This is a genomic window from Rhizobium sp. 05N49 (genome assembly GCF_056396805.1).
In genome coordinates this window covers 277,826-300,344 of record NZ_JBFTME010000001.1, presented here as the reverse complement: position 1 = coordinate 300,344, position 22,519 = coordinate 277,826, and the positions used below count along the sequence as shown (strand labels likewise).

Below are 22,519 nucleotides of genomic sequence, written 5' to 3'. Positions count from 1 at the left end.
AGGAGCGGCGCGATCAGGATAAGACTATGACATCCTTGCCGAAGAACGGTTTCAACATCGAACTTTCGGGTTCGTGGCAGCTTGCTTCCGCCGATGGCGAGATCCGCAGCGTCATCACGCTGCCGGGCGACGTGCACACGGCGCTGCACCGCGCGGGACTGATCCCGGATCCCTATTTCGGCCGAAACGAGGAAAAGGTGCAGTGGGTCGCCGAGCGCGAATGGACGGTGGAGCGCAGCTTCACGCTTCCTGACGCCGAGGGCGACTGGTATCTCGACATCGATTATCTCGACACGGTCGCCAGCGTCCACGTCAACGGCTTCCTGGCGCTCGAAGCCGATAACAGCTTCCGCCGCTACCGGCCGGATGTTTCGAGCATGCTGAAGAAGGGTGAGAACACGATCCGCATCGTGTTTGCCTCTAACGTCGCAGCCGGTGCTGCGCGGCAAAAGCAGCAGCCCTTCTATATTCCCTACAGCACCGGCAACTCGCCGATCCCTGACGGCAACATGCTGCGCAAGGCGCAGTGCCATTTCGGCTGGGACTGGAATATCGCGATCGCCCCGCTCGGGCTTTACGGCACGATTGCGCTGAAGAAGCTGGAGACTGCGCGCATCGAGCATGTTCTGACGCGCCAGACGCACAATTCCGACGGTTCGGTGGAACTGCAGGTCACGGCGACGCTTTTTGCCAAGGATCCCGGCATCGCGCAGCTTTATTTCGATCTCGACGGCGAGCGCGTAAGGCTCGATGTCGGCGTCAGTGCCGGCGAGACGAACGTCAACCACGTCTTCCAGATCGACAATCCGCGCCTCTGGTGGCCCTCGGGCAGCGGCGAGCAGGCGCTCTATACGCTGACCGTCGAACTGCCGTCCGACAGCGTGACGAAGCAGATCGGGTTGCGCACCATCGAGCTCATCACCACGCCGGATGCTGCCGGCAGCCGCTTCGCCTTCAAGGTCAACGGCCGTGAAATCTTCTGCCGCGGCGCCAACTGGATTCCCGCGGACGCGCTCTTCTCGCTATCTTCGGAGGAAAAGACAGAGGATCTCTTGCAGTCGGCCAAGGCCGCCAACATGAACATGATCCGTGTGTGGGGCGGTGGCCTCTACGAACACGACTGGTTCTACGATATCTGCGACCGGCTCGGGCTCATGGTCTGGCAGGACTTCATGTTCGCCTGCAACCTCTATCCCTCGACCGAGGATTTCCTGGAGAATGTTGCGGTCGAAGTGGATTATCAGGTCCGCCGGCTCTCTTCGCATGCCTCGATCGCACTCTGGTGCGGCGATAACGAGCTCGTCGGCGCGCTCACCTGGTTCGAGGAGTCCCGCAAGGATCGTGACCGCTATCTCGTTTCCTACGATCGCCTGAATCGCACCATCGAAGTGGCGGTGAAGAAGGCGTTGCCCGGCGCCCTCTGGTGGCCGTCGAGTCCGGCCTCCGGCTATCTCGACTATGGCGATGCCTGGCATGCCGATGGTTCCGGCGACATGCATTACTGGTCGGTCTGGCACGAGAACAAGTCGTTCGACAATTACCGCTCGGTGCGCCCGCGCTTCTGCTCGGAATTCGGCTTCCAGTCCTATACGTCGCTGCCCGTCATCAAGACCTATGCCGACGCCAAGGACATGAACGTGGCGTCGCCCGTCATGGAGCTGCACCAGAAGAATGCCGGCGGCAACGAACGTATTGCCGGCACGATGTTCCGATACTTCCGCTTCCCTAAGGATTTCCCGAATTTCGTCTATCTCTCGCAGATCCAGCAGGGTCTCGCGATCAAGACGGCGGTGGAATACTGGCGTTCGCTGAAGCCGCATTGCATGGGCACGATCTACTGGCAGCTCAACGATACCTGGCCGGTCGCGTCCTGGTCGAGCCTCGATTACGGCGGGCGCTGGAAGGCGATGCACTATCTCGTCAAGCGCTTCTTCCAGCCGGTGGCGGTGGCCGCGATCCCCTCGGAGGATGGTAAGTCGATCCGCTTCTCGCTGGTCAATGACACGCTCGAAGATGTCAGCGTCGATCTTTCGATCTCGATCCTGACGATGAAGGGCGAGCGCAAGCATCTGAAGAACGTGCAGGCCATGTGCGCGCCGGATGCGGCCTGCACTGCCACCACGCTCGACGTGTCGGAGATTCTCGAGGGCACACTGCTTGCCTGGCATTTCACCGCCTCCAATGGCATGGGCGGCGAGGGGCATTTCGTCAACGGCACCTACAAGGCGCTGGAACTGGAGCCGGCGGGTCTTTCCGTCGTCCGCGAATTCGTCGAGGAGAACGGCTCGATCGACCTCGACGTCACCGCCAAGGGCCTGGCGCTCTTCGTGATGATCGAGACAGATGTTGACGGCAAATATTCCGACAATGCCTTCGACCTGGCTGCCGGCGAAAGCCGCCGCATCACCTTCACCCCGGCAAAGCCTCTCGAAAAGGGCAAGCTGCCGGAATTCCGCTTCTATGACCTGCATTCCTGCCAGTCGGCAGATTGATCTTACGTGAGAACGGGCACGAGGCCCGAGGAGGATGACATGACCAAGCTCAGCTATCAGCTCTATAGCGCCCGCAATTTCCCGCCGCTTTCGGCGATCTTCGAAAAGCTCGGCAAGGCCGGTTACGCCGAAGTCGAAGGTTTCGGCGGCATCTATGCGGAACTCGATGAGGCTGGCCTCAAGAGCCTGCGCGCCGATCTCGACAAGAATGGCCTCGTGATGGCGACCGGCCATTTCAGCCCCGATTTCCTCGACGGCAATGTCGAGAAGTCGCTGCAGATCGCCAAGATCCTCGGCATGGATTCGATCTATGCGCCGCACCTGATGCCCGACCAGCGCCCGACGGATGCAGCCGGCTGGCTCGCTTTCGGCAAGCGCCTGCAGGAAATGAGCAAGCCCTACAAGGATGCGGGCTATGAATTCGGCTGGCACAATCACGACTTCGAATTCGTGAAGCTTTCGGACGGTTCGCTGCCGATCGAGCGCATCTTCGAAGGTGCGCCCGGCATCACCTGGGAAGCGGATATCGCCTGGGTCGTTCGCGGCGGTGCCGATCCCTATGCTTGGGTCGAAAAGCTCGGTGACCGTATCAGCGCCGTCCATGTCAAGGATATCGCACCGGCTGGTGAAGCCACGGACGAAGGCGGCTGGGCCGATGTCGGCCATGGCACGATCGGCTGGGCGAAGCTGCTTCCGGTCGTCAAGGCAAAGACCAAGGCCAAGCATTTCGTCGTCGAGCACGACAATCCAAATGATATCGACCGCAACATCACGCGCTCGATCGCTTCCTTCAAGACCTACTGAGGCAGATCATGACCAAGGAACTTGGCGTCGGCATCATCGGATGCGGCAACATCTCCACCACCTACTTTTCGCTGTCACCGCTCTTCAAGGGGCTGAAGGTGCTGGCCTGCGCCGATATCAACGCGCAGGCTGCAAAGCAGCGCGCCGAAGAATATGGCGTTGTCGCGCAGACGATCGAAGAGCTTCTCGCCAATGACGAGATCGACGTCGTCGTCAACCTGACGATCCCGGATGCGCATTATCCGGTGTCGAAGGCAGCGCTCGAAGCCGGCAAGCACGTTTACTCGGAAAAGCCGCTCGTGCTGACGCTCGAGCAGGGCGAAGAGCTTCGCCGCATCGCCAAGGAAAAGGGCCTCGCCGTCGGCTGCGCGCCCGATACATTCCTCGGCGGCGCGCACCAGCTTGCGCGCAAATTTATCGACGACGGCGGTATTGGCCGCATCACGTCGGGCGCCTGCTACGTCATGGGCCCGGGGATGGAAATGTGGCACCCGAACCCGGACTTCTTCTTCCTGCCGGGCGGCGGCCCGATCCTCGACATGGGGCCGTATTACATCGCCAACCTGATCAACCTGGTCGGTCCGGTGAAGCGCGTTGCCGGCCTGACGTCGATGGCATCGGAAACCCGCACCATCACCAGCCAGCCGCGCAATGGCGAGATCATCCCGGTCAAGACGCCGACGACGATCCAGGCGCTCCTGGAATTCGTTTCCGGCGCAACCATCACGCTGACGGCAAGCTGGGATGTCTGGTCGCACCGCCATGCCAATATGGAGCTCTACGGCACSGATGGYTCGMTCTACGTGCCGGACCCGAACTTCTTCGGCGGCGTCGTAGAGGCCAGCGGCCGCGACAAGGACATCAAGGCGCTGGAAGCCTGGGACCACCCGTTCGGCAAGTTCAACCAGGAAAGCCCGAACGGCCCGCGCGCCAACTACCGCACGGCCGGCCTTGCCGACATGGCCATGGCGCTGATCGAGGGCCGCGATGCACGCTGCTCACTCGACCGCACGCTGCACGGCGTCGACATCATGACTTCGATCCTGAAGTCGGGTGCAGAAGGCCGGTTCGTGGATCTCACCACGACCTGCACGCAGCCGGCGGCGCTCGGTATCGAAGAGGCGCAGGCGCTGCTGAAGTAAGGGGAGGGCGCGCCGTGCGTTCGTCGTGTGGCGCGCTTGCTCAATTTTTCCGTCATCCTCGGGCTTGTCCCGAGGATCTGCCGCGCCATCAGTAGATCCTCGGGACAAGCCCGAGGATGACGACATTGGACGGTAGAGCGCTGTCCACGAAACAGGCATGCACGTGAAGTTGTCGAGAACACGCGCCACGCGCTTGCCGTATCGGTGTGCTTGATCCAATAGTGCCGTCGCGCCCGGCCCCATACGAGGGGCAGCGACGTTTTCAGCTTTCGACTGCCGCCTGATGCGGTCACGAAAGAGAAGCACTTTTACAGGTTGAGGAGACCTCAGATGAGCTGGCAACCGGCCGAAGACCGTTATTCGAAGATGAAATATAACCGCACGGGCCGTTCCGGCCTGAAGCTGCCGGCCGTTTCCCTCGGCCTGTGGCACAATTTCGGCGGCGACACCCCGCATGACCGCAAGGTCGACATGTGCCGCACGGCTTTCGATCTCGGCATTACCCATTTCGATCTCGCCAACAATTACGGCCCGCCGCCCGGCAGCGCCGAGACGGCGTTCGGCGAGATCCTGCGCACCGATTTCGCCGGCCTGCGCGACGAGCTGATCATCTCTTCCAAGGCCGGCTACGACATGTGGCCGGGTCCTTACGGCGAGTGGGGCAGCCGCAAGTATCTCGTCGCCTCCTGCGACCAGAGCCTTGAGCGCATGGGCCTCGACTATGTCGACATCTTCTATTCGCACCGTTTCGATCCGGAGACCCCGCTGGAAGAAACCTGCGGTGGGCTCGACTATATCGTGCGCTCGGGCCGCGCGCTCTATGTCGGCATTTCCTCCTACAATTCGCAGCGCACCCGCGAGGCAGCCGCGATCCTGAAGGATCTCGGCACGCCGTGCCTCATCCACCAGCCGAGCTATTCCATGCTCAACCGCTGGGTCGAGGACGACAAGCTGCTCGATACGCTCGATGAGGTCGGCATGGGCTCGATCGTGTTCTCGCCGCTTGCCCAGGGCATGCTGACGACGAAATATCTCGGCGGCATTCCCGCCGACAGCCGCGCGGCGCAGAACCACTTCCTCAAGAAGGACTTCATCCGTCCTTCGATCATCGACAATATCAAGAAGCTCAACGAGATCGCCGAAAAGCGCGGCCAGACGCTGGCGCAGATGGCGATCGCCTGGGTGCTGCGCGGTGGACGCGTGACCTCGGCCCTTATCGGCGCCAGCCGTTCCTCGCAGATCGTCGATTGCGTTGCCGCACTCGGCAATCTCGAGTTCTCGGCAGAGGAGCTGAAGCAGATCGATGTCTATGCCAAGGAGGCCGACATCAACCTCTGGGCCAAGTCCGCAGAGCTGGAATAGTTTTGATCGCCCGGGGCAAACCCCCGGGCGTTTTTCTGGTATAGTTTGACGTACGTATAGCAAGAACCTTGCTCAACGGAGGAGCCGCCATGATCCGCAATCCCATCCTGCCCGGGTTCAATCCCGACCCGTCCATCTGCCGCGTCGGTGACGATTATTACATCGCGACCTCGACCTTCGAATGGTATCCGGGTGTGCAGATCCATCACTCGCGCGATCTGGTGAACTGGAAGCTGGTGCGCCGGCCGCTGGAGCGGGCTTCGCAGCTCGACATGCGCGGCAATCCCGACAGCTGTGGCGTCTGGGCGCCGTGCCTTTCCTATGCGGACGGACAGTTCTGGCTGGTCTATACCGACGTCAAGCGCTTCGACGGCAACTTCAAGGACGCGCATAATTACATCGTGACCTCGCCCACGATCGAGGGCGAATGGTCCGAACCCGTCTACGTCAATTCCTCGGGCTTCGACCCGTCGCTGTTCCATGACGAGGATGGGCGCAAGTGGTTCGTCAACATGCAGTGGAACCACCGCACCGAGAGCTATGGCGGCTCGCCGAAGTCTCCAGCCTTTGACGGTATCCTGCTGCAGGAATGGGATCCGCAGACGAAGGCGCTGAAGGGCCCGATCAAGAACATTTTCGCCGGCAGCCCGCTCGGCCTGGTCGAAGGGCCGCATCTCTTCCGCAAGAACGGCTGGTACTACCTGACGACGGCCGAAGGTGGCACTGGCTACGACCATGCGGTGACGATGGCGCGTTCGCGCAATATCGACGGCCCCTATGAGCTGCATCCGAACCGGCACCTGATCACCTCGAAGGACAATCCGGAAGCGGCGCTGCAAAGGGCAGGGCACGGGCAGTACGTCGAGACACCAGATGGCCAGGTCTATCACACGCATCTTTGCGGCCGGCCGCTGCCGCCGAAGCGTCGCTGCACGCTGGGGCGCGAGACGGCTCTGCAGAAATGTGTCTGGCGTGAGGATGGCTGGCTCTATCTGGAAAACGGCACTGTTGTTCCCGATGTCGAGGTGCCGGGTCTTGGCGATGCAAAGCGCGCTGAAAAACCTGTTCGCAGCGAGTATTCCTTCGATGGCGGCAAGTTGCCGGGTGATTTCCAGTGGCTGCGCACGCCGCAGCCGGAGCGCATCTTCAACCTGACGGAGCGCCCCGGCCATCTGCGCCTGATCGGCCGCGAGAGCATCGGTTCCTGGTTCGAGCAGGCGCTCGTCGCCCGCCGGCAGGAGCATCACAGTTTTCGCGCGGAAACGGTGGTGGAGTTTGCGCCGGATACCTATCAGCAGGTCGCCGGCCTGATACACTATTATAACCGCCACAAGTTCCATGCCGTCGTCGTAACCCTGCATGAAAAGCTCGGCCGCTGTGTCACGATTTTCTCCTGCGACGGCGATTATCCGCATGGGCGCATGAGCTTCCCGGCGGAAGCCGGCGTCGCGATCCCGGCTGAAGGGCGCGTGCAGCTCTCCATGGAGATCCGCGAAAACGACCTGCAATTCTTCTGGCAGACGGAAGGCAAGGGCGCCTGGCAGCCGATCGGTCCGGTTCTCGATGCCGGCGTCATCTCGGACGAGGGCGGGCGCGGCGAGCACGGCTCCTTTACCGGCGCCTTTGCCGGCGTTTTCGCCTTCGATACGTCGGGCCGGGCAAAGACGGCCGATTTCGACTGGTTCAATTACGACGAGCTTTGAGGGCTTATGGCTGTCGATACCGGCATCGAGCGGCTGAACGAAACGCATGTCGAGGGCTTTCACCGGGCTCTCGACATTGTGGCGCGCGAGCGGAAATATCTCAGCCTGCTTGAAGCCCCGCCGCCGGAGGAGACGCGCAGGTTTGCGCTGTCTTCCATTGCCAGCGGCAACGTGCACTTCGTCGCCCTCGATGGCGGCGAGGTGATCGGCTGGTGCGACATCCGCCGGCATCACTTTCCCTCCCACGCCCATCGCGGCACGCTCGGCATGGGCCTGCTTCCCGCCTACCGCGGACAGGGGCTCGGCCGCCGGCTGATCGAGGCGTCGATTGAGGGCGCGCAGCAGGTGGGCATGCTTCGTATCGAACTTGGCGTGCATGCCGACAATGCAAGGGCGATCCGGCTTTACGAGGGGATCGGCTTCGTACGCGAAGGGGTGAGCCGCGATGCGTTTTGCGTCGATGGGGCTTATAAGGACGTGATCGAAATGGCGTTGATTGCGCGATAGGTTTCGAGCGGCGGCTGCCGGGTTTTCGCTTCCCCATCGGAGAGACCGTGCCTGCAGGGGCTGTGGAAGCAATGGGCGTGGTCTCCTCATCCGACGCTTGGCGCCACCTGACCAGGGTCGAGCCACGGGTCTCGACCCGTCTTTCGGACCCCGCTGGGGAGCGGGGAAAACCGCCCGTTCAAAACACCGTTTCATCACGCCCGATTACGCAGACGTGATATCCGGCAACATGATCTCGCCACCTTCCGTTATCCTGAAATTAGGATATTAGGAATCGCGCATAAGTGCCCGATTCCATTACAGATCTTTAATTTTATTTTCAGATTCCGTTCATTTTCAGGGACGTAATTTCGGGGCGTGTTCAACACGAGGAAACCCCATGAAAAAGATCTTCGCAGCACTTCTCTCTACTTCTTTCCTGCTCTCGCCGATCGTCGCATCGCAAGCCAGCGCCGCCGATCATCGCCGTCCGCCGGTCGTCGTTCACGAGAAGGTCATCGTCCACAAAAAGGTCATCCGTCCGCATTACTGGGCCAGGGGTTACCGCATGTCGGCTGCCGAGCGTGGCCGCTACGGCGAAGTTCGCGACTATCGCCGCTATCGCCTGGCACCGCCGCCGCGCGGCTATCACTGGGTGAGGGCCGATAACGACTATCTTCTCGTCGGTATCGCCAGCGGCGTGATCTCCAGCATCATCGCCGCCAATCGCTGAGTTCACGCGCAATCCCGAAAAGAGGGCGGCTTCGGCCGCCCTTTTTTGTTCGCGGCGCGAATCGCGGTCGTTGGCCGTCAGGCCAATGCACCGCCGAGGCGTATGATCACGCCATCCTCGGTGACGATTGCATCCATTGGAATATCATGCGGCTGCGGCTTGATCGTTCGGATTTGCTGTTGCGAGTATCCGATGCCGATTGCGAGTGGTTTGGGGGAGAGCGCCGCCAATGTCCGGTCGAAATAACCGCCGCCGACACCAAGACGATAACAGCCGCGGTCGTAGCCGACCACAGGCGCAATGACGATATCGGGCCGCTGCTCCTCGCCGCCGGTGGGAATGAGAATGCCGAGCACGCCGCGCTCCAGCTTGGCTCCCGGCGTCCAGGCGCGGAATGTCAGCGGACCGGCTTTTTCTGCCACGACAGGCAGAAGGCAGGCCGCGCGCCCGGCGATTTTCGTCATCCAGCCGCGCAGATCCGGCTCTCCCTGAAAGGGCCAGTAGACGCTGACGGATTTTCCCGCGACGACAGGACCCAGAAGCCGGTCGAGCTGCGCCGATATCAGCGCCGTCTTCTGTTCCCGATCGGTTGATCCTATCGATTTTCGGGCGTCGATCAGCCGCCTGCGCTCGCCGCGGCGCCATTCCCGCACCACCTCCCACGGCTCTTCGAGACCCATATAGGCGGGATCGACTTCGTGCATCAGGCATGCGGGCGAGGCATAGGCCTCTGGTTCGTCTTTCTGCATCTGGCGGTCCGATCGGAAGAAGTTTTCAGTTCATGTGACGATTTTGGGCCGTGGGACGATTGCGATCATTCTCTGATTTAGAATAATAGACAAGTTCGTTCATCAAGCGAGATCGATGTGGATCTGTCTTCCCTGGAAATTTTCCTTGCAGTCGCCGAAGAGGGCAGCGTGACCCGCGCAGCCAGGAGGCTCGCGCGCGCGCCGTCCAACGTCACGACCCGTATCCAGGCCCTGGAAGGGCAGATGGATGCGGTGCTGTTCAGCCGCGATGGCAAGCGCATGACGCTGACGCCGGAGGGGCAGACCTTCCTTTCCTATGCGAAACGGCTGACGGCACTGGCCGGGGAGGCGCAGCTTGCGCTCAAGGGTATCCGTCCGCAGCCGGTGCTGCGTCTCGGTACAATGGAAAGCACGGCCGCAAGCCGGCTTCCGCCTGTACTTGCCCGTTTCAATGAGCAGAACCCGGATATTGCCCTGAAGCTCACGCTTGGCGCCACGCGGGAGCTGACAAAGGCGGTTTTATCCGGCGATCTCGATTGCGCGCTGATTGCCACGCCACAGGGCGAACCCGGCTGGCTGTCATCCGCAGGTCCGGATGCCGGCGATCTCCATTCTGCGCGCGTCTACGAGGAGGACCTTCTGCTGGTGCTGCCGCCGCATCATGCCTCGGTCGCAGTACCTCAGGATATCCGCCTCCCGGCGCTTGCCGCGCTCGAGCCCGGCTGCACCTACCGGCAGATTGCCGAGCGATGGATGCGCGCCGGGGCCAATCTGCCGACGGTGGAAATGACGTCCTATCATGCAATCCTTGCCCAGGTCATCGCCGGCAATGCCGTCGGCGTCATGCCGCGCTCCGTGCTCGACATGCTGCCCTGGAACAAAGAGGTCACCATCCACCGGCTCGGCCTGGTCGATACGCTCTTAATTTCCAGGCGGCAGCAGCGATCCGATCCGTTGCAGGCCTTCGAGCAGGTCATGCTCATGTCGGCCAATCCGCCCGCCATGCTGCAATAGCAGTGCCTTTCAATTTCGTTCGCAGTCGTCTTCAAAGAGTTTCTCATGCGCTTACCAAATCCCGACGAGCCCCGCCGGTCCTCCATTTCGCGGCTCTTCCACCCTATTCTTGCCGGTGCGACGCTGCGCGACCGGCTGCTGGCCTGTCTCGGCGCGCTCGTCTCGATTGCGCTGACGGGCCTGCTCTGCGGCGCGCTTTTCGGCGAAGGTTCTCATCTGCCGCTGATCGTGGCGCCCATGGGGGCGTCTGCCGTGCTGCTCTTTGCGGTGCCGGCGAGCCCGCTCGCGCAACCCTGGTCGATCATCGGCGGCAATACGATCTCGGCGATCATGGGGGTGGTGGCGGCGAGCCTGATCCATGATCCGATCATTGCAACCGGGGTCGGCGTGTCGCTGGCGATCGCCGCCATGTCCTTCACCCGCTGCCTGCATCCTCCCGGTGGGGCGGCGGCACTGACGGCCGTGCTCGGCGGTCCGGTTGTCGCCAGCTGGGGCATGCTCTTTCCCTTTGTGCCGGTCGCGCTGAATTCCTGCCTGCTGGTGGTGCTCGGCCTCGTTTTTCACAAGCTGTCGCGGCACAATTACCCGCATGTGGTGGCAGTACCCGTCAACACGCACCTGACGGCGGACCGGCCGGCGGCTGAACGCACCGGCTTTCAGGAGGAGGATATCGATGCGGCACTCGCCAAGCTCAACGAGACCTTCGATATCGACCGCGCCGATCTCGGCCGGCTGTTGCGCCAGGTGGAGTTTGAGGCGGTTGCCCGTTCGAATGCCGAGATCCGATGCGCCGATATCATGTCGCGCGATGTGATCGCGATCGATGCCGATGCAACGGTCGAGCAGGCGCGCTGGCTGCTGCTGAACCACAATATCAGGACATTGCCGGTGCGCGACGAGGCCGGAAAGCTGATCGGCACCGTCGGTCTGCGGGAGCTCGCAGTCGCCGCCGGTTCGGTCGAGCGGCTGGTCTCGCCGGCGACGACTGCGCGTGCCGATGACGTGGCGATGGGCCTGCTGCCGGATCTGACGGACGGGCGCACCCATGCCGTCATTATCGTCGATGGGGAGAGGCGTATTCTCGGATTGATTTCGCAGACGGATCTGCTGAGCGCTGTTGCACGGGCCTTACCGAAGGGTGGCAAGCGGCCGGAAGTCGCGGCCTAAAGCAAATCCGCGGGGGCGACGCGCAATCAGCGCATGCCGAGATAGACGAGAAGGCATGCTGCCGCAGCGGTGACGGCAAGTTTCGGCCACCTGTCGTCAAAGACGAAGGCGAGCAAGGCTCCGCCGGTGAGCGTTACGCTGGCGCTCCAGAAACTCTTGTCGGCGCAAGTGAGCGCGAGGGCGGCGAGGAATACCGCGCTTGCCACCATCGTCACCGGTGCCGACGCCCGGACGATGTCATCCTCCACCACATAGGGGAGAATGAAGCGCCGCAGGCTGAGGGCGAGGGCGGCTCCGAGCAGGAGGTCGGTAAAGACAGGCGGCATGGCACATCCGATTGTTTCGAGTGAAACCGTTGCAAGCGGTGTGCCAGTCGCGGGAATTTCGGCCGTGCCCCGCGGCTGCGGGAGATCGGCTCGGGGAGGGCCCAGAGTTTTGGGGTTCGTGCCCATTTATTGAATTTGGGATGATGAAAAAAAGATCAGAAAGTCGATCTGCGCAAAGTTTCATCCGAGGGGCAGCCTGCCAGGGCGAGGCTCGACCCGGCAGGCGCAGGTGCGACCCTGTTCAATGCCTAGTCCCGCCGGCGCGAAGGCATGACCAGTTCGGCGATCGTTCTTAGAACTCGCTTCGGTTTGCTCGCTTCATTCTCGGTTCCATCTCCGTAAGTGAGCGGATGCAGCCCGTCGATCGGCGGCAGCGGTTCGCATTCGATGCACAGGCAACGATAGGGCCTGATCGCCGTCGCCTTCATGCTGCCTGCCGGCTCCAGCTGGCGAAGGGGTCGGGCAGATTGCGCCAGCGCTCCGGCGTGAAGCTGGCGCTCTCCACCAGGCAGGCGTCGAGCTCCCGCCTGATCCAGGACTCATCCATCGGATCGGCGCCGATGAAGACGATTTCCTGGCGGCGATCGCCCCAGATAGGGTCGAGATAGGGGCCGATGCCGTTGAGGAAGCCGGTCTCCTGCGGCCATTGTTCACGCGGGACGGCCGCCCACCAGAGGCCCATCTTGCCGGTACGCACGATCGCGCCGGCCTGGCTGATTTCGCCGACATAATGCGGGCGCGTGGCAAGCCAGAAGAAACCTTTGGCGCGCACCACTCCCGGCCAGGATTTATCGAGGAAGGCCTGCAATCTGGCGGGGTGAAAGGGGCGTCTTTCGCGATAGACGAAGGAGCGGATGCCGTATTCCTCGGTTTCCGGCACATGATCCTTGAAGCCGTGCAGTTCCTTGTACCAGAGAGGGTGGGTCTCGGCCCTGTCGATATCGAAGCGGCCGGTGCCAAGCACATCTTTCAGCCCGACCTTGCCGAAATCCGTCTCGATGATGCGGGCATCGGGGTTGAGGCCGGTGATAATCTTTCTTGCCGCATCGCTTTGCTCCTCGCTTGCCGTGCCGATCTTGTTCAGAACGACGATATCGGCGAATTCGATCTGCTCGACGAGGAGATCGACGATCGTCCTGTTGTCGCCGTCACCGGCGGTTTCGCCGCGGTCGGCGAGGAAATCGGCCGAGGCGTAGTCGGCAAGCAGGTTGGCGGCATCGACGACGGTCACCATCGTGTCGAGGCGGGCGATATCGGAGAGGCTCAGCCCGTCCTCGTCGCGGAATTCGAAGGTGGTGGCGACGGGCAGGGGCTCGGCAATGCCTGTCGATTCGATCAGCAGGTAGTCGAAGCGGCCCTGTTCGGCGAGCTGGCGGACTTCCTTCAGAAGATCGTCGCGCAGCGTGCAGCAGATGCAGCCATTGGTCATTTCCACCAGCTGTTCCTCGGTGCGGGAGAGATTGGCGCCGCCATCGCGCACAAGGGCGGCATCGATATTCACCTCGCTCATGTCGTTGACGATGACGGCGACGCGCATGCCTTCGCGATTCCCGAGCACATGATTGAGTAGCGTCGTTTTCCCGGCGCCGAGGAAGCCGGAGAGCACAGTAACCGGAAGTCTCTTGTCCATGATATCATCCTATGATGTTATAACGTAACATATGCGCCGACAAAAAAAGGCGGAACGGGGGTGTCGCCGCCTTCTTTCGCCGCAGCGCTCGCGGGGGCGGGCTGCAAGTTCGACAGGGTGCCTTTTGGCATTTCCCTACTTGTAGAATGCGCACATTGCTGCCGACGCTCGCTCGGACTATGCGCTGGCAAGGCAGTTCCGCATGCTGTCGGCGATGCCGCGCATGAGGGAGAAGTAGAGATCGGGGCCAGCAGGCAGGGTGGCGGCTTCGGGGTCGAGCACGCCCGACTTTGCCTTGGTGCCCTCGATGACCACGTTGACGAGACGCGGCTCGAATTGCGGCTCGGCGAAGACGCAGGTTGCGCCGAGATCGCCGACCTTCTTGTGGATCTCCGAGATGCGCTCCGCACCCGGGATGGTTTCCGGGCTGACGGTGATCGAGCCGGCGACGCGGATATCGTAGCGGTGCTCGAAATACTGATAGGCATCGTGGAAGACCACGAAGGGCTTGTCTTTTACCGGCGCAACGGTCGCGGCAACTTCCTTGTCCAATGCATCCAGCTTGTCGTCCAGGGCCTTTGCATTGGCCTCGTAGGTCAGAGCGTTGGCGGGGTCGGCGGCAACCAGCGTAGTGGTAATCTCGGCTGCCATGGCTTTCGCATTCATGGGATCGAGCCAGAGATGGGTATCGAAGCCGTGGTGGCCGTCTTCATCGTGAGCGTGGGCATCAGACGCGTGGTCATGGCCGGCTTCGCCGTGCTCGTGGGCGGAAGCACTATCGTGGTCCCCGTCGTCGTCGTGAGCCTCGAACGCGCCGCCTTCGCGGAAGGGCAGCTTCACCAGGCCCGGCGCATCGTCCAGGCGCGCGACGATCGCGTCGGAACCCAAAGATTCCAGCGGCTTTTCGAGGAAGGCTTCGAGGCCGGGGCCGACCCAGAATATCACCTTGGCTTGCTGCAGGGCGCGGGCGTTGGAAGGCTTCAGATTATAGGTGTGCGGGGAGGCGGCGCCATCGACGATCAGCTCAGGCTTGCCGACGCCATCCATGATGGCGGATACCAACGAATGGATCGGCTTGATCGAGGTGACGACGACAGGTGCATCGGCCGCCTGAAGAGCCCCGGCGATGAGGAAGGCCGGGATCGCGAGGGTAATGCCCATCGCCAGTTTCATCAGCATGCTCCGCTTGAATTGCCATTGTTATGTTATTACATCAATTGCGTTATGCTATAACGTGTGCAATAGCAGGACGCAACAGCACTTTCGGAAAATTTGATGCTCTCTCCCGCAAATACCCCTGCTGGTATGAAGGCCGAACCGCTGGTTTCGCTTGAGAATGTCGGCATTCGCCGCGGCGGCCGGTGGCTGGTGCGCGGTGTGGATTTCTCCGTTTCTCGCGGCGAGATCGTCACGCTGATCGGCCCGAACGGCTCCGGCAAATCGACGAGCGCGAAGGCGGCGATTGGCGTCCTGAAGCCGGATGAGGGCAGGGTGACGCGCATTGCCGGCCTCAAGGTCGGTTATGTGCCGCAGAAGCTTGCCATCGACTGGACGCTGCCGCTTTCGGTGCGGCGGCTGATGACGCTGACCGGGCCGCTGCCCGAGGCTGACATCACGGCCGCGCTTGAAGCCTCCGGCATGGCGCATATGCTGGATGCGCAGGTGCAGCACCTCTCGGGCGGCGAATTCCAGCGCGCCTTGATGGCGCGCGCCATTGCCCGCAAACCCGATCTTCTGGTGCTCGACGAGCCGGTGCAGGGCGTCGATTTCGCCGGCGAGATCGCGCTTTACGAGCTCATCAAGTCGATCCGCAACACGACCGGCTGCGGTATCCTGCTGATCTCGCACGATCTCCATGTCGTCATGGCGGAAACGGATACCGTGATCTGCCTCAACGGCCATGTCTGCTGCCGCGGCACGCCGCAGGCCGTCAGCCAGAGCCCGGAATATGTGCGCCTCTTCGGCAGCCGGGCTGCGCCGACGCTCGCCGTCTACAGCCACCATCACGACCATACGCATCTGCCCGACGGGCGCGTGCTGCATGAAGACGGCTCGGTGACCGATCATTGCCATCCCGAGGATGGGCATCATCATGATCACGGGCACGCGCATTCGCACGCTCATGCTCATGCGCAGGCTGATGGCGATCATCACCACGGGCATGCGCATGCCGAGGCTCACGCCCATACGCACACGCATTCTCAGAGTGGGGCGCAGAGCACGGCCAGCAGCGGGGAGGACCGTCATGCTTGACGATTTCTTCGTGCGCGCCATTCTTGCCGGCGTCGGTCTGGCACTGACGACCGGGCCGCTCGGCTGCTTCATCATCTGGCGGCGAATGGCCTATTTCGGCGATACGATCGCCCATTCGGCGCTGCTCGGCGTGGCGCTCTCTCTGCTTTTCGAACTCAACCTGACGCTTGCCGTCTTCGTGGTGGCCGCTGTCGTCTCGATCCTGCTTCTCTTCCTGCAGAAGCGTCAGGCGCTGTCGGCCGATGCGCTGCTCGGCATTCTCTCACATGCGACGCTTGCGATCGGCCTCGTCATGGTCGCGTTCATGACCTGGGTGCGTATCGATCTCATCGCCTTCCTGTTTGGCGATATTCTGGCGGTTTCCACCACGGATATCGCGCTGATCTGGGGCGGCGGCATCTTCGTGCTGGCGGCCATCGCCTGGCTGTGGCGGCCTCTGCTTGCGGCCACCGTCAATCCGGAACTGGCTGAGGCCGAAGGCCTTCAGCCGGAGCGCGCGCGGCTGTTCTTCATGCTGTTGATGGCGGTCGTCATTGCCATTGCCATGAAGATCGTCGGCATCATGCTGATCACCTCGCTCTTGATCATTCCGGCGGCAACCGCGCGGCGCTTTTCCTCGACACCGGAACTGATGGCCGTGCTTGCCTCGCTGATCGGCGCTGTCGCYGTTGTCGGCGGGCTCTTCGGCTCGCTGACCTATGACACGCCATCAGGCCCGTCGATCGTGGTGGCCGCCCTCATTCTCTTCATTCTGAGCCTGCTTCCCGCCTGGCGCGGGCGCAGGGACCTGCAAGGACAAGGCTCATGACCGCACCGCAAATGACCCGTAACCAGGCGCTCGTTTTCGAGGTGCTCGAAAAGGCCGAGGGGCCGCTCAGCGCCTATACGATCCTCGACAAGCTGCGCGACCAGGGTTTTCGCGCGCCGCTGCAGGTCTACCGGGCGCTGGAAAAGCTGCTCGAATATGGCGTCGTGCATCGCCTCGAAAGCATCAATTCCTTCGTCGCCTGCGCCCATCCGGGCGAGGATTGCCACAGCCACGGCATCGTCGCCTTCGCGATCTGCGAAAGCTGCGGCCAGGTGATCGAATTCCACGACCATGAGGTTGACCATCGGCTGATGGGATGGGTGCGCAGCCAGAAGTTCAAGCCGGCGAAAACGACGATCGAAATCCGCGGCACCTGCGAGGCTTGTGCGGCCTGAACCAGAAGCGGGGCCCGGTTACAGGGCCGATGCTCAGTGAACCGTCGATTCATCAGGGCGGATAAAATCGGCCTGTCCGACCATCTTGATCGCTTCAGCGATCCGGTTTGCGACCTCATCCGCGTCGCCTGAAATGGTCTCGTAGTTCTGCAGCAGGTCGGCAATGTTCTCCATTGCCTGTGACAGGCTATTGCTTTCCCCGAGGGCGGTCGAAGAGGCGTGGAGCATGTTGCTGAGCTTCAGCAGCAGCCGCTCGATCTCTTCCCTCGTCATTTCGTCGATACCCTTGGTCTCAGCCACGACCGCCCCCAACGATCAATCCGGAATCTGCTTGAAATGCGATTGCTAATCACTTGCATTAGCAAAACATAATTGCGAACTATTCGCAACAGAAAACGAAGGAATCTGCGGCCCTGCCGAACCGAAGGTGTAATCGGGAAGGGGAGAGGGCCGTCCGGTCTCTCATGATCAAGCGCTGGCGCTGGGGCGGGCGGAGACCGCCGCGTACCACCGCCTGAGCGGTGTGGCGCTCTTGACCGCCTGTGCCGAAAACGTCCTTCCCTGGTCCGTCACCAGCCGCCCGCTGAAGGGCGAACCGCCGACGATCGACCTTGCCGTCGGCCATAAGAGGCCGAACAGCATCGCCGATGCTGGCACTATTCCTCTCCAGGCTGAGGCAGCTTGRCAAGGAGCAGGTGCAGACGGCGAAAGGCGATGCGAATCAGGAAGTGACCCTATCCGTCGACAGGGGCGAGCGCTGCAAGATGCAAGAGATCTTCGTTCTCCTCGGGCACGTCCTCTGCCAGGCGGGCTGCGGCGATAACCGGCAGCCAGGTGAAGATGTCGTCCGCGGGTAATTCGGCCGCCTTCGCATAGGTGACGACATAGGCTTCGGCGATTGCCGGGAGCACGCGGCGCATCAGGAGGTAGGTGCGGCAGACATCGGCGGCCGGGTTGCCGCTGCAGGCATCGAGCCAGTCGACGATCATGATGTCCTCGCCGGAGCCGAGGATATTCCAGGGGTGGAAGTCACCGTGGCAGACCCTGTCACCATCGGGCAGGGCGGCAAGTGTGAGAAGCAGCCGGTCGCGCAGGTCTTGTGTCAGGGGTTCCGCGCTTTCGATATTGGCCGACAGCCTCGATTTCAGCGAGGGGAGGCCGGTGCCGGGTTCGCGGTGCAGGCGCAGGTGCAGGGCGGCCATTTCCTTGATGGCTGACAATGGCGGCTCGGGCGCCATCTCATCGGCAAGGCTTGCCCCGGTCACGCGATCCATCAAAAGGCCCCAACGGCCGTGATAATCGCCGACGACGTGAACCCTGGGCGCTGGCAGCGACAGTTTCTCGGCGATCGCCAGACTGGCGGCTTCGCGAAAGGCGGGGGCTTTCGGCCGGCCGGGCTTATAGAGCTTCAGCGCCAGCGTGCCATGTTCAAAGACTTCCGCTTCCTTGCCGGCGCCGAGCAGACGGCCGATTTCGCTCATGTCGGGCTCCCGTTCATTGAGTCTCTTCGAGAAACATGTGGTGCTGATCTTTGCGGCGGGAAGAGGGAGGCGCCGAAGCGTCGATTGTTGCGGCTGCGGAGACACTGTGTCTGTGCCGACGGGCTTTATCCGGCGCGCGAGGCGTGGATGATGGCGACGAAATAAGGCCGTTGACGATGTCCGCGGCCGGTATTTGGGGGTGTCATGACCATCAAGAATAAAAACTCGGAAACGGTCGCCTGCTGCGGCGAGGAAATCCTGTCGCGCGAACTGCTGCTGAGCGGCGTTTTCGCAGACCTGATTGCCGGGGCGGCGCCGACGCTCCGGCTTCTGAGCGACGAGGAGCGGCAGGCGTCGCTCGCATCGATCCTTGCCGAGCGGCCGGAAGGCCCTGTCTGGATTTTCGCCTATGGGTCGCTGATCTGGAATCCGATCATTCTGAGTGTGGAAAGCCGGAAAGCCCGTATCGAGGGCTGGCGCCGGTCCTTTTGCCTTGCCACCGCATCCGGACGCGGCTCGCCGGAAAATCCGGGCCTCGTGCTCGGGCTGGATGCAGGCGGCAGCTGCGACGGCGTGGCCTTGCGCCTGGAGGAAGACGATCTCCTGCACGAGCTCGAACTGCTGTGGCGGCGGGAGATGGTGGCCGAGGCCTATATTCCGCGCTGGGTCGATCTGCTTGACGAAGACGGCGCGCGTTTTGGAAGCGGTATCGCTTTCACCATGAACCCGCTGGCAAATACTTATGCCGGCGGCCTTTCCAGGGAAGCGACCGTACAGCGGCTTGCCACGGCGGCAGGCAGTATTGGCAGTTCCGCCGATTATCTGTTTCGTACACGTGAAGGCCTGCGGGCGCTCGATATGTGGGACGAGCTTCTGGAAGGGCTTGCGATCGAGGTGGAAGAGGCGCAGCGCCGGCTGCAGCAATTGCCTGCCGCAGACCTTTGATCAGCCCGATTTTCGAGATCGTTCGGCAAGCATGCACCGAACCTGGTTCCAGCGAACTGGCTGCGGCCGACAAGGCCTTGTTCCCGACCATACTGCCGATGTGCTGAAGGCCCCGCCGGAATAGCGGAGCCTTCAACCTGTGTTGCCGATCAGCCGGCGGCGCGTTCGGCGGGCGGGCGGCGGCGCAAACTCGCGGTCTTGATCGCCGGCGGCTGGTAATTGGCCTCCAGCGGGCCGGTTTCGGTGCCTGGGGGTACGATGGCGTCGATGGCGTCGAGCAGTTCGTCGCTCAGGCGCACTTGCGCGCCGGCCAGGAGATCGTCGAGCTGTGCCATGGTGCGCGGCCCAAGGATCGCCGACGTGACGCCCGGATGGGCGATGACGAAGGCAAGCGCCATGTGAGTGAGCGAGATGCCGGCGCCTTCCGCGAGCGGGATGAGTTGCTCGACCGCATCGAGGCTGTTCTCATTCGACATCTGCTTCGGGAAATAGGCAACGCGGGTGCTGTCCGGCTGGGCCGCACCCCTGCGGTAGCGGCCGGTCAGCATGCCCATGGCGAGAGGGCTCCAGACCAGCGCGCCCATGCCGTAGCGTTCGAGGGCGGGGAGAACTTCGCGCTCGATGCCGCGATGCAGGATGGAATAGGGCGGCTGCTCGGTGCGGAAGCGGGCGAGCCCCCACTTTTCGGCCACCCATTGCGCCTCGATGATCTCGGAGACGGGGAAGGTGGAGGAGCCGATGGCGCGGATCTTGCCTACGCGCATCAGGTCGGTGAGAGCCGAGAGCGTTTCCTCGATATCGGTGTCCGGCGCCGGGCGGTGCATCTGGAAGAGGTCGATATAATCAGTCTGCAGGCGGCGCAGAGAGTCTTCTACGGCGCGATAGATCCAGCGGCGCGAACTGCCCTGCTGGTTCGGATCCTGGCCCATCGGGATGAAGCATTTGGTGGCGAGAACCACATTGTCGCGCCGGCCTTTCAGCGCCTTGCCGACGATCTCCTCGGATTCGCCGTGGCTGTACATATCGGCGGTGTCGATGAAGTTGATGCCGGCGTCTAGGGCCTTGTGGATGATGCGGATGGAGTCATCGTGATCGGCATTGCCGATAGCGSCGAACATCATGGCGCCAAGGCAATAGGGGCTGACCTTGATGCCGGTGCGGCCAAGGGGACGGTATTGCATCTTCGTTTCCTTCGAATCTTGGACTGCTCGCGGGAGCAGGTGAATCTTGAGCTGCCCGTCAGGCAGGCTTTGCGGCTGGCAAAGTCCTGGCAAACGAGGTATAAGAGCGCATCCGGAACGCGGTTCCGTTTATACGGAACAATGTTCCGCTTTGCAAGAGGTGTTGATGTGACTGACGGGACGGACCGCCCTGGCGAGGCGCGTGAGGCTGATGGCGGCCATGAAAGGCCTGTAAGGGCGGATGCGCGGCGCAACCTGGATTCGCTGCTGAAAGCCGCCTTGGAGGTATTTGCCACTTCCGGCGTGGATGCGCCGGTGCGCGAGATCGCCGACAAGGCAGGGGTGGGCGTCGGCACGCTCTACCGCCATTTTCCGCAGCGCTCGGATCTCATCAAGGCGGTCGTGCGCAACGAGATGGATGCCTGCGCCGATGCCGCCGTGACGCTTGCCGCCGAACACGAGCCAGGAGAGGCGTTGTCGCGCTGGATGCTGCGCTTTACGGATTTCATCATGGCCAAGCGCGGCCTGGCCGCGGCACTCCATTCCGGCGATCCGGCCTATCAGGCGCTGCCCGTCTATTTCGAGCAGCGCATGATCCCGGCGTTGCAGGGCCTGCTGGACAGGGCCGTTGCCGCTGGAGCCGCACGCGGCGATATCGAGGCGAGCGAACTCCTGCGCGCCGGCGCACAGCTTTCCAATCTCGGGCAGGGGGATGATCCGGCGACGACGCGGCGGATGCTTGCGTTGCTGGTGGACGGGCTGCGATATGGGGCGGGCGTGAAGGGCTGAGGGTCCTGATCCTCGCCGCCTGTCTTCAGGCCGTCGCTGTCTTTTCCTTCGGTTTCAGCAAAATGATCAGCAGCAACCCGGCGATGATCAGGGCCGCGCCTTCGAGGTGATAGCGCTGCAGTTTTTCGCCGAGGATCAGATAGGCGAGCACGGCGATGAAGATCGTCTGGATGTAGAGGAGCACGCCGGCGCGGGCGGCACCCAGTGCCTCGATGCTTCGGTTGAAGAGATAGTACATGAGCGCGCCGCCGGGGATTGCCACATAGGCGAGCGCGATGAGACCGCTCGTATTCAGCGTCGTGCGTTCGTCGGCGGCGAGCTCGTAGAGGTAGAAGGGCAGTGCGGTCAGCGCCGCGGCACCGAGCAGCAGGACGAGCAGGGCAAGGCGGTTCAGGTCGAATTTCGCGCGCCGCAGCAGCACCGTATACAGGCTGAAGCAGAAGGCGCCGGCGACGATCCAGAGTTCGCCGGGATTGAAGTCGAGGCGCAGCAGCGCATCGGGGCTGCCCTTGACGATGATGAGGAGGATGCCGAGGAAGGCAAGGATGGAGCCGACCACCTGCCAGGTTCCCATCGGCTCTGACAGCATGACGCGGGCAAGGATCATGGTGATGATCGGGATCAGTGCGATGATGATGCCGGCGGTAGTGGCATCGGCATGTTCGAGGCCGACGAAGATCATGCCCTGGCAGATGGCAAGCCCCATGCCGCCGATGAAAAGCAATTCCAGGCCGCGCGCCCGCACCAGCGCAAGCATCTCTGAAAAATGGCGTTGGACGATCGGCAGCAGGATCGCGAAGGCGATCAGCACGCGCCAGAAGCAGAGCGCCCAGGGCGGCATTTCGGTGGAGACCCATTTGGCGGCGATATAGACGCCGGCTGAGAGGAGCCAGCAGAGAACGCCCACGGAATAGGCGCCTGCAAGCGAGCCGCCCGCCGCCCGTTCCGTCCCGACACTATCACCATGGACTGCCAAGACATGTATCGCCATCGCCCAGTTATGCCACAAATTCCGGGCGCCGCACAGGTGAAGGCGCTTTCGGCAATAAGCGGTAGGCG

Annotated in this window: 23 protein-coding genes; 14 read left to right on the top strand and 9 right to left on the bottom strand. The window is 62.4% G+C overall.

Going from position 1 to position 22,519, the window contains the following annotated elements; all coding sequences use genetic code 11:
- Window positions 1–26 precede the first annotated feature (26 nt).
- From AC1DF8_RS01580 to AC1DF8_RS01550, 7 genes are all read left to right on the top strand, one after another.
- On the top strand, window positions 27–2,492 hold the full coding sequence (locus tag AC1DF8_RS01580; protein ID WP_477994776.1) for a beta-mannosidase: 2,466 nt from the start codon (window positions 27–29) through the stop codon (window positions 2,490–2,492).
- A gap of 39 nt (window positions 2,493–2,531) precedes the next feature.
- The gene (locus AC1DF8_RS01575) at window positions 2,532–3,296 is read left to right on the top strand and encodes a sugar phosphate isomerase/epimerase family protein (protein WP_113016693.1); all 765 of its coding nucleotides are present in this window, start codon (window positions 2,532–2,534) and stop codon (window positions 3,294–3,296) included.
- 8 nt (window positions 3,297–3,304) lie between these two features.
- Window positions 3,305–4,438, top strand: a complete 1,134-nt coding sequence (locus tag AC1DF8_RS01570; RefSeq protein ID WP_477994774.1) for a Gfo/Idh/MocA family protein — start codon at window positions 3,305–3,307, stop codon at window positions 4,436–4,438.
- Window positions 4,439–4,768: 330 nt separating this feature from the next.
- Window positions 4,769–5,800, top strand: a complete 1,032-nt coding sequence (gene mgrA, locus AC1DF8_RS01565; RefSeq protein WP_477994772.1) for an L-glyceraldehyde 3-phosphate reductase — start codon at window positions 4,769–4,771, stop codon at window positions 5,798–5,800.
- Between the two features lie 89 nt (window positions 5,801–5,889).
- Window positions 5,890–7,503 carry a glycoside hydrolase family 43 protein gene (locus AC1DF8_RS01560; RefSeq protein ID WP_113016694.1) on the top strand — a complete coding sequence of 538 codons (1,614 nt, stop codon included), beginning with the start codon at window positions 5,890–5,892 and terminating at the stop codon, window positions 7,501–7,503.
- A gap of 6 nt (window positions 7,504–7,509) precedes the next feature.
- Window positions 7,510–8,010, top strand: coding sequence for a GNAT family N-acetyltransferase (locus AC1DF8_RS01555; protein ID WP_477994770.1), 501 nt, complete (start codon window positions 7,510–7,512; stop codon window positions 8,008–8,010).
- Window positions 8,011–8,389: 379 nt separating this feature from the next.
- Window positions 8,390–8,722: an RcnB family protein gene (locus AC1DF8_RS01550; protein WP_112546861.1), complete on the top strand. Its 333-nt coding sequence runs from the start codon at window positions 8,390–8,392 to the stop codon at window positions 8,720–8,722.
- 77 nt (window positions 8,723–8,799) lie between these two features.
- On the opposite strand, the gene AC1DF8_RS01545 is transcribed toward AC1DF8_RS01550, so the two are convergent.
- Complete coding sequence (locus tag AC1DF8_RS01545) at window positions 8,800–9,471, bottom strand: 5-formyltetrahydrofolate cyclo-ligase (RefSeq protein ID WP_477994769.1); 672 nt, start codon at window positions 9,469–9,471, stop codon at window positions 8,800–8,802.
- A 117-nt stretch (window positions 9,472–9,588) separates the two neighbouring features.
- Here AC1DF8_RS01545 and AC1DF8_RS01540 point away from each other — a divergent pair, with 117 nt between their 5' ends.
- Both AC1DF8_RS01540 and AC1DF8_RS01535 read left to right on the top strand, forming a co-directional pair.
- Window positions 9,589–10,485 (top strand): LysR family transcriptional regulator, encoded by an 897-nt coding sequence (locus AC1DF8_RS01540; protein WP_477994767.1) that lies wholly within the window; start codon window positions 9,589–9,591, stop codon window positions 10,483–10,485.
- Between the two features lie 45 nt (window positions 10,486–10,530).
- Window positions 10,531–11,652: an HPP family protein gene (locus AC1DF8_RS01535; protein WP_112969368.1), complete on the top strand. Its 1,122-nt coding sequence runs from the start codon at window positions 10,531–10,533 to the stop codon at window positions 11,650–11,652.
- Between the two features lie 26 nt (window positions 11,653–11,678).
- On the opposite strand, the gene AC1DF8_RS01530 is transcribed toward AC1DF8_RS01535, so the two are convergent.
- The 3 genes from AC1DF8_RS01530 to AC1DF8_RS01520 all read right to left on the bottom strand — a co-directional run bounded on the left by AC1DF8_RS01530 (window position 11,679) and on the right by AC1DF8_RS01520 (window position 14,781).
- On the bottom strand, window positions 11,679–11,978 hold the full coding sequence (locus AC1DF8_RS01530; RefSeq protein WP_112546865.1) for a hypothetical protein: 300 nt from the start codon (window positions 11,976–11,978) through the stop codon (window positions 11,679–11,681).
- Between the two features lie 424 nt (window positions 11,979–12,402).
- Window positions 12,403–13,608 carry a zinc metallochaperone GTPase ZigA gene (gene zigA, locus AC1DF8_RS01525; RefSeq protein WP_477994765.1) on the bottom strand — a complete coding sequence of 402 codons (1,206 nt, stop codon included), beginning with the start codon at window positions 13,606–13,608 and terminating at the stop codon, window positions 12,403–12,405.
- Window positions 13,609–13,785: 177 nt separating this feature from the next.
- Window positions 13,786–14,781, bottom strand: coding sequence for a zinc ABC transporter substrate-binding protein (locus AC1DF8_RS01520; RefSeq protein ID WP_477994763.1), 996 nt, complete (start codon window positions 14,779–14,781; stop codon window positions 13,786–13,788).
- A gap of 102 nt (window positions 14,782–14,883) precedes the next feature.
- Here AC1DF8_RS01520 and AC1DF8_RS01515 point away from each other — a divergent pair, with 102 nt between their 5' ends.
- From AC1DF8_RS01515 to AC1DF8_RS01505, 3 genes are read left to right on the top strand one after another with little or no spacing between them, the layout of a single operon-like run.
- Window positions 14,884–15,861, top strand: a complete 978-nt coding sequence (locus tag AC1DF8_RS01515) for an ATP-binding cassette domain-containing protein (protein ID WP_477994761.1) — start codon at window positions 14,884–14,886, stop codon at window positions 15,859–15,861.
- Window positions 15,854–16,669 (top strand): zinc ABC transporter permease subunit ZnuB, encoded by an 816-nt coding sequence (znuB, locus tag AC1DF8_RS01510; RefSeq protein WP_112546870.1) that lies wholly within the window; start codon window positions 15,854–15,856, stop codon window positions 16,667–16,669. Before AC1DF8_RS01515 ends, znuB begins: the two co-directional genes overlap by 8 nt.
- Window positions 16,666–17,064: a Fur family transcriptional regulator gene (locus tag AC1DF8_RS01505; protein ID WP_477994759.1), complete on the top strand. Its 399-nt coding sequence runs from the start codon at window positions 16,666–16,668 to the stop codon at window positions 17,062–17,064. The genes znuB and AC1DF8_RS01505 overlap by 4 nt, the downstream gene beginning before the upstream one ends.
- Window positions 17,065–17,097: 33 nt before the next feature.
- On the opposite strand, the gene AC1DF8_RS01500 is transcribed toward AC1DF8_RS01505, so the two are convergent.
- The 3 genes from AC1DF8_RS01500 to AC1DF8_RS01490 all read right to left on the bottom strand — a co-directional run bounded on the left by AC1DF8_RS01500 (window position 17,098) and on the right by AC1DF8_RS01490 (window position 18,545).
- Complete coding sequence (locus AC1DF8_RS01500; protein WP_018113951.1) at window positions 17,098–17,364, bottom strand: hypothetical protein; 267 nt, start codon at window positions 17,362–17,364, stop codon at window positions 17,098–17,100.
- 168 nt (window positions 17,365–17,532) lie between these two features.
- Entirely contained in the window at window positions 17,533–17,721 is a 189-nt protein-coding gene (locus AC1DF8_RS01495; RefSeq protein WP_477994756.1) for a hypothetical protein, read from the bottom strand.
- Between the two features lie 77 nt (window positions 17,722–17,798).
- Complete coding sequence (locus tag AC1DF8_RS01490; RefSeq protein ID WP_477994754.1) at window positions 17,799–18,545, bottom strand: phosphotransferase family protein; 747 nt, start codon at window positions 18,543–18,545, stop codon at window positions 17,799–17,801.
- A gap of 204 nt (window positions 18,546–18,749) precedes the next feature.
- Between AC1DF8_RS01490 and AC1DF8_RS01485 the strand changes: the two genes are divergently transcribed.
- The gene (locus AC1DF8_RS01485; protein WP_112969378.1) at window positions 18,750–19,490 is read left to right on the top strand and encodes a gamma-glutamylcyclotransferase; all 741 of its coding nucleotides are present in this window, start codon (window positions 18,750–18,752) and stop codon (window positions 19,488–19,490) included.
- A gap of 149 nt (window positions 19,491–19,639) precedes the next feature.
- Here AC1DF8_RS01485 and AC1DF8_RS01480 read toward each other — a convergent pair whose 3' ends face one another.
- Window positions 19,640–20,671: an aldo/keto reductase gene (locus AC1DF8_RS01480; RefSeq protein WP_477994752.1), complete on the bottom strand. Its 1,032-nt coding sequence runs from the start codon at window positions 20,669–20,671 to the stop codon at window positions 19,640–19,642.
- A 168-nt stretch (window positions 20,672–20,839) separates the two neighbouring features.
- On the opposite strand from AC1DF8_RS01480, the gene AC1DF8_RS01475 reads away from it, so the two are divergent.
- Entirely contained in the window at window positions 20,840–21,460 is a 621-nt protein-coding gene (locus AC1DF8_RS01475; RefSeq protein WP_477994750.1) for a TetR/AcrR family transcriptional regulator, read from the top strand.
- A gap of 25 nt (window positions 21,461–21,485) precedes the next feature.
- Here the strand turns inward: AC1DF8_RS01475 and AC1DF8_RS01470 are convergent, their stop codons facing one another.
- Complete coding sequence (locus AC1DF8_RS01470; RefSeq protein WP_477994749.1) at window positions 21,486–22,451, bottom strand: DMT family transporter; 966 nt, start codon at window positions 22,449–22,451, stop codon at window positions 21,486–21,488.
- Window positions 22,452–22,519 lie beyond the last annotated feature (68 nt).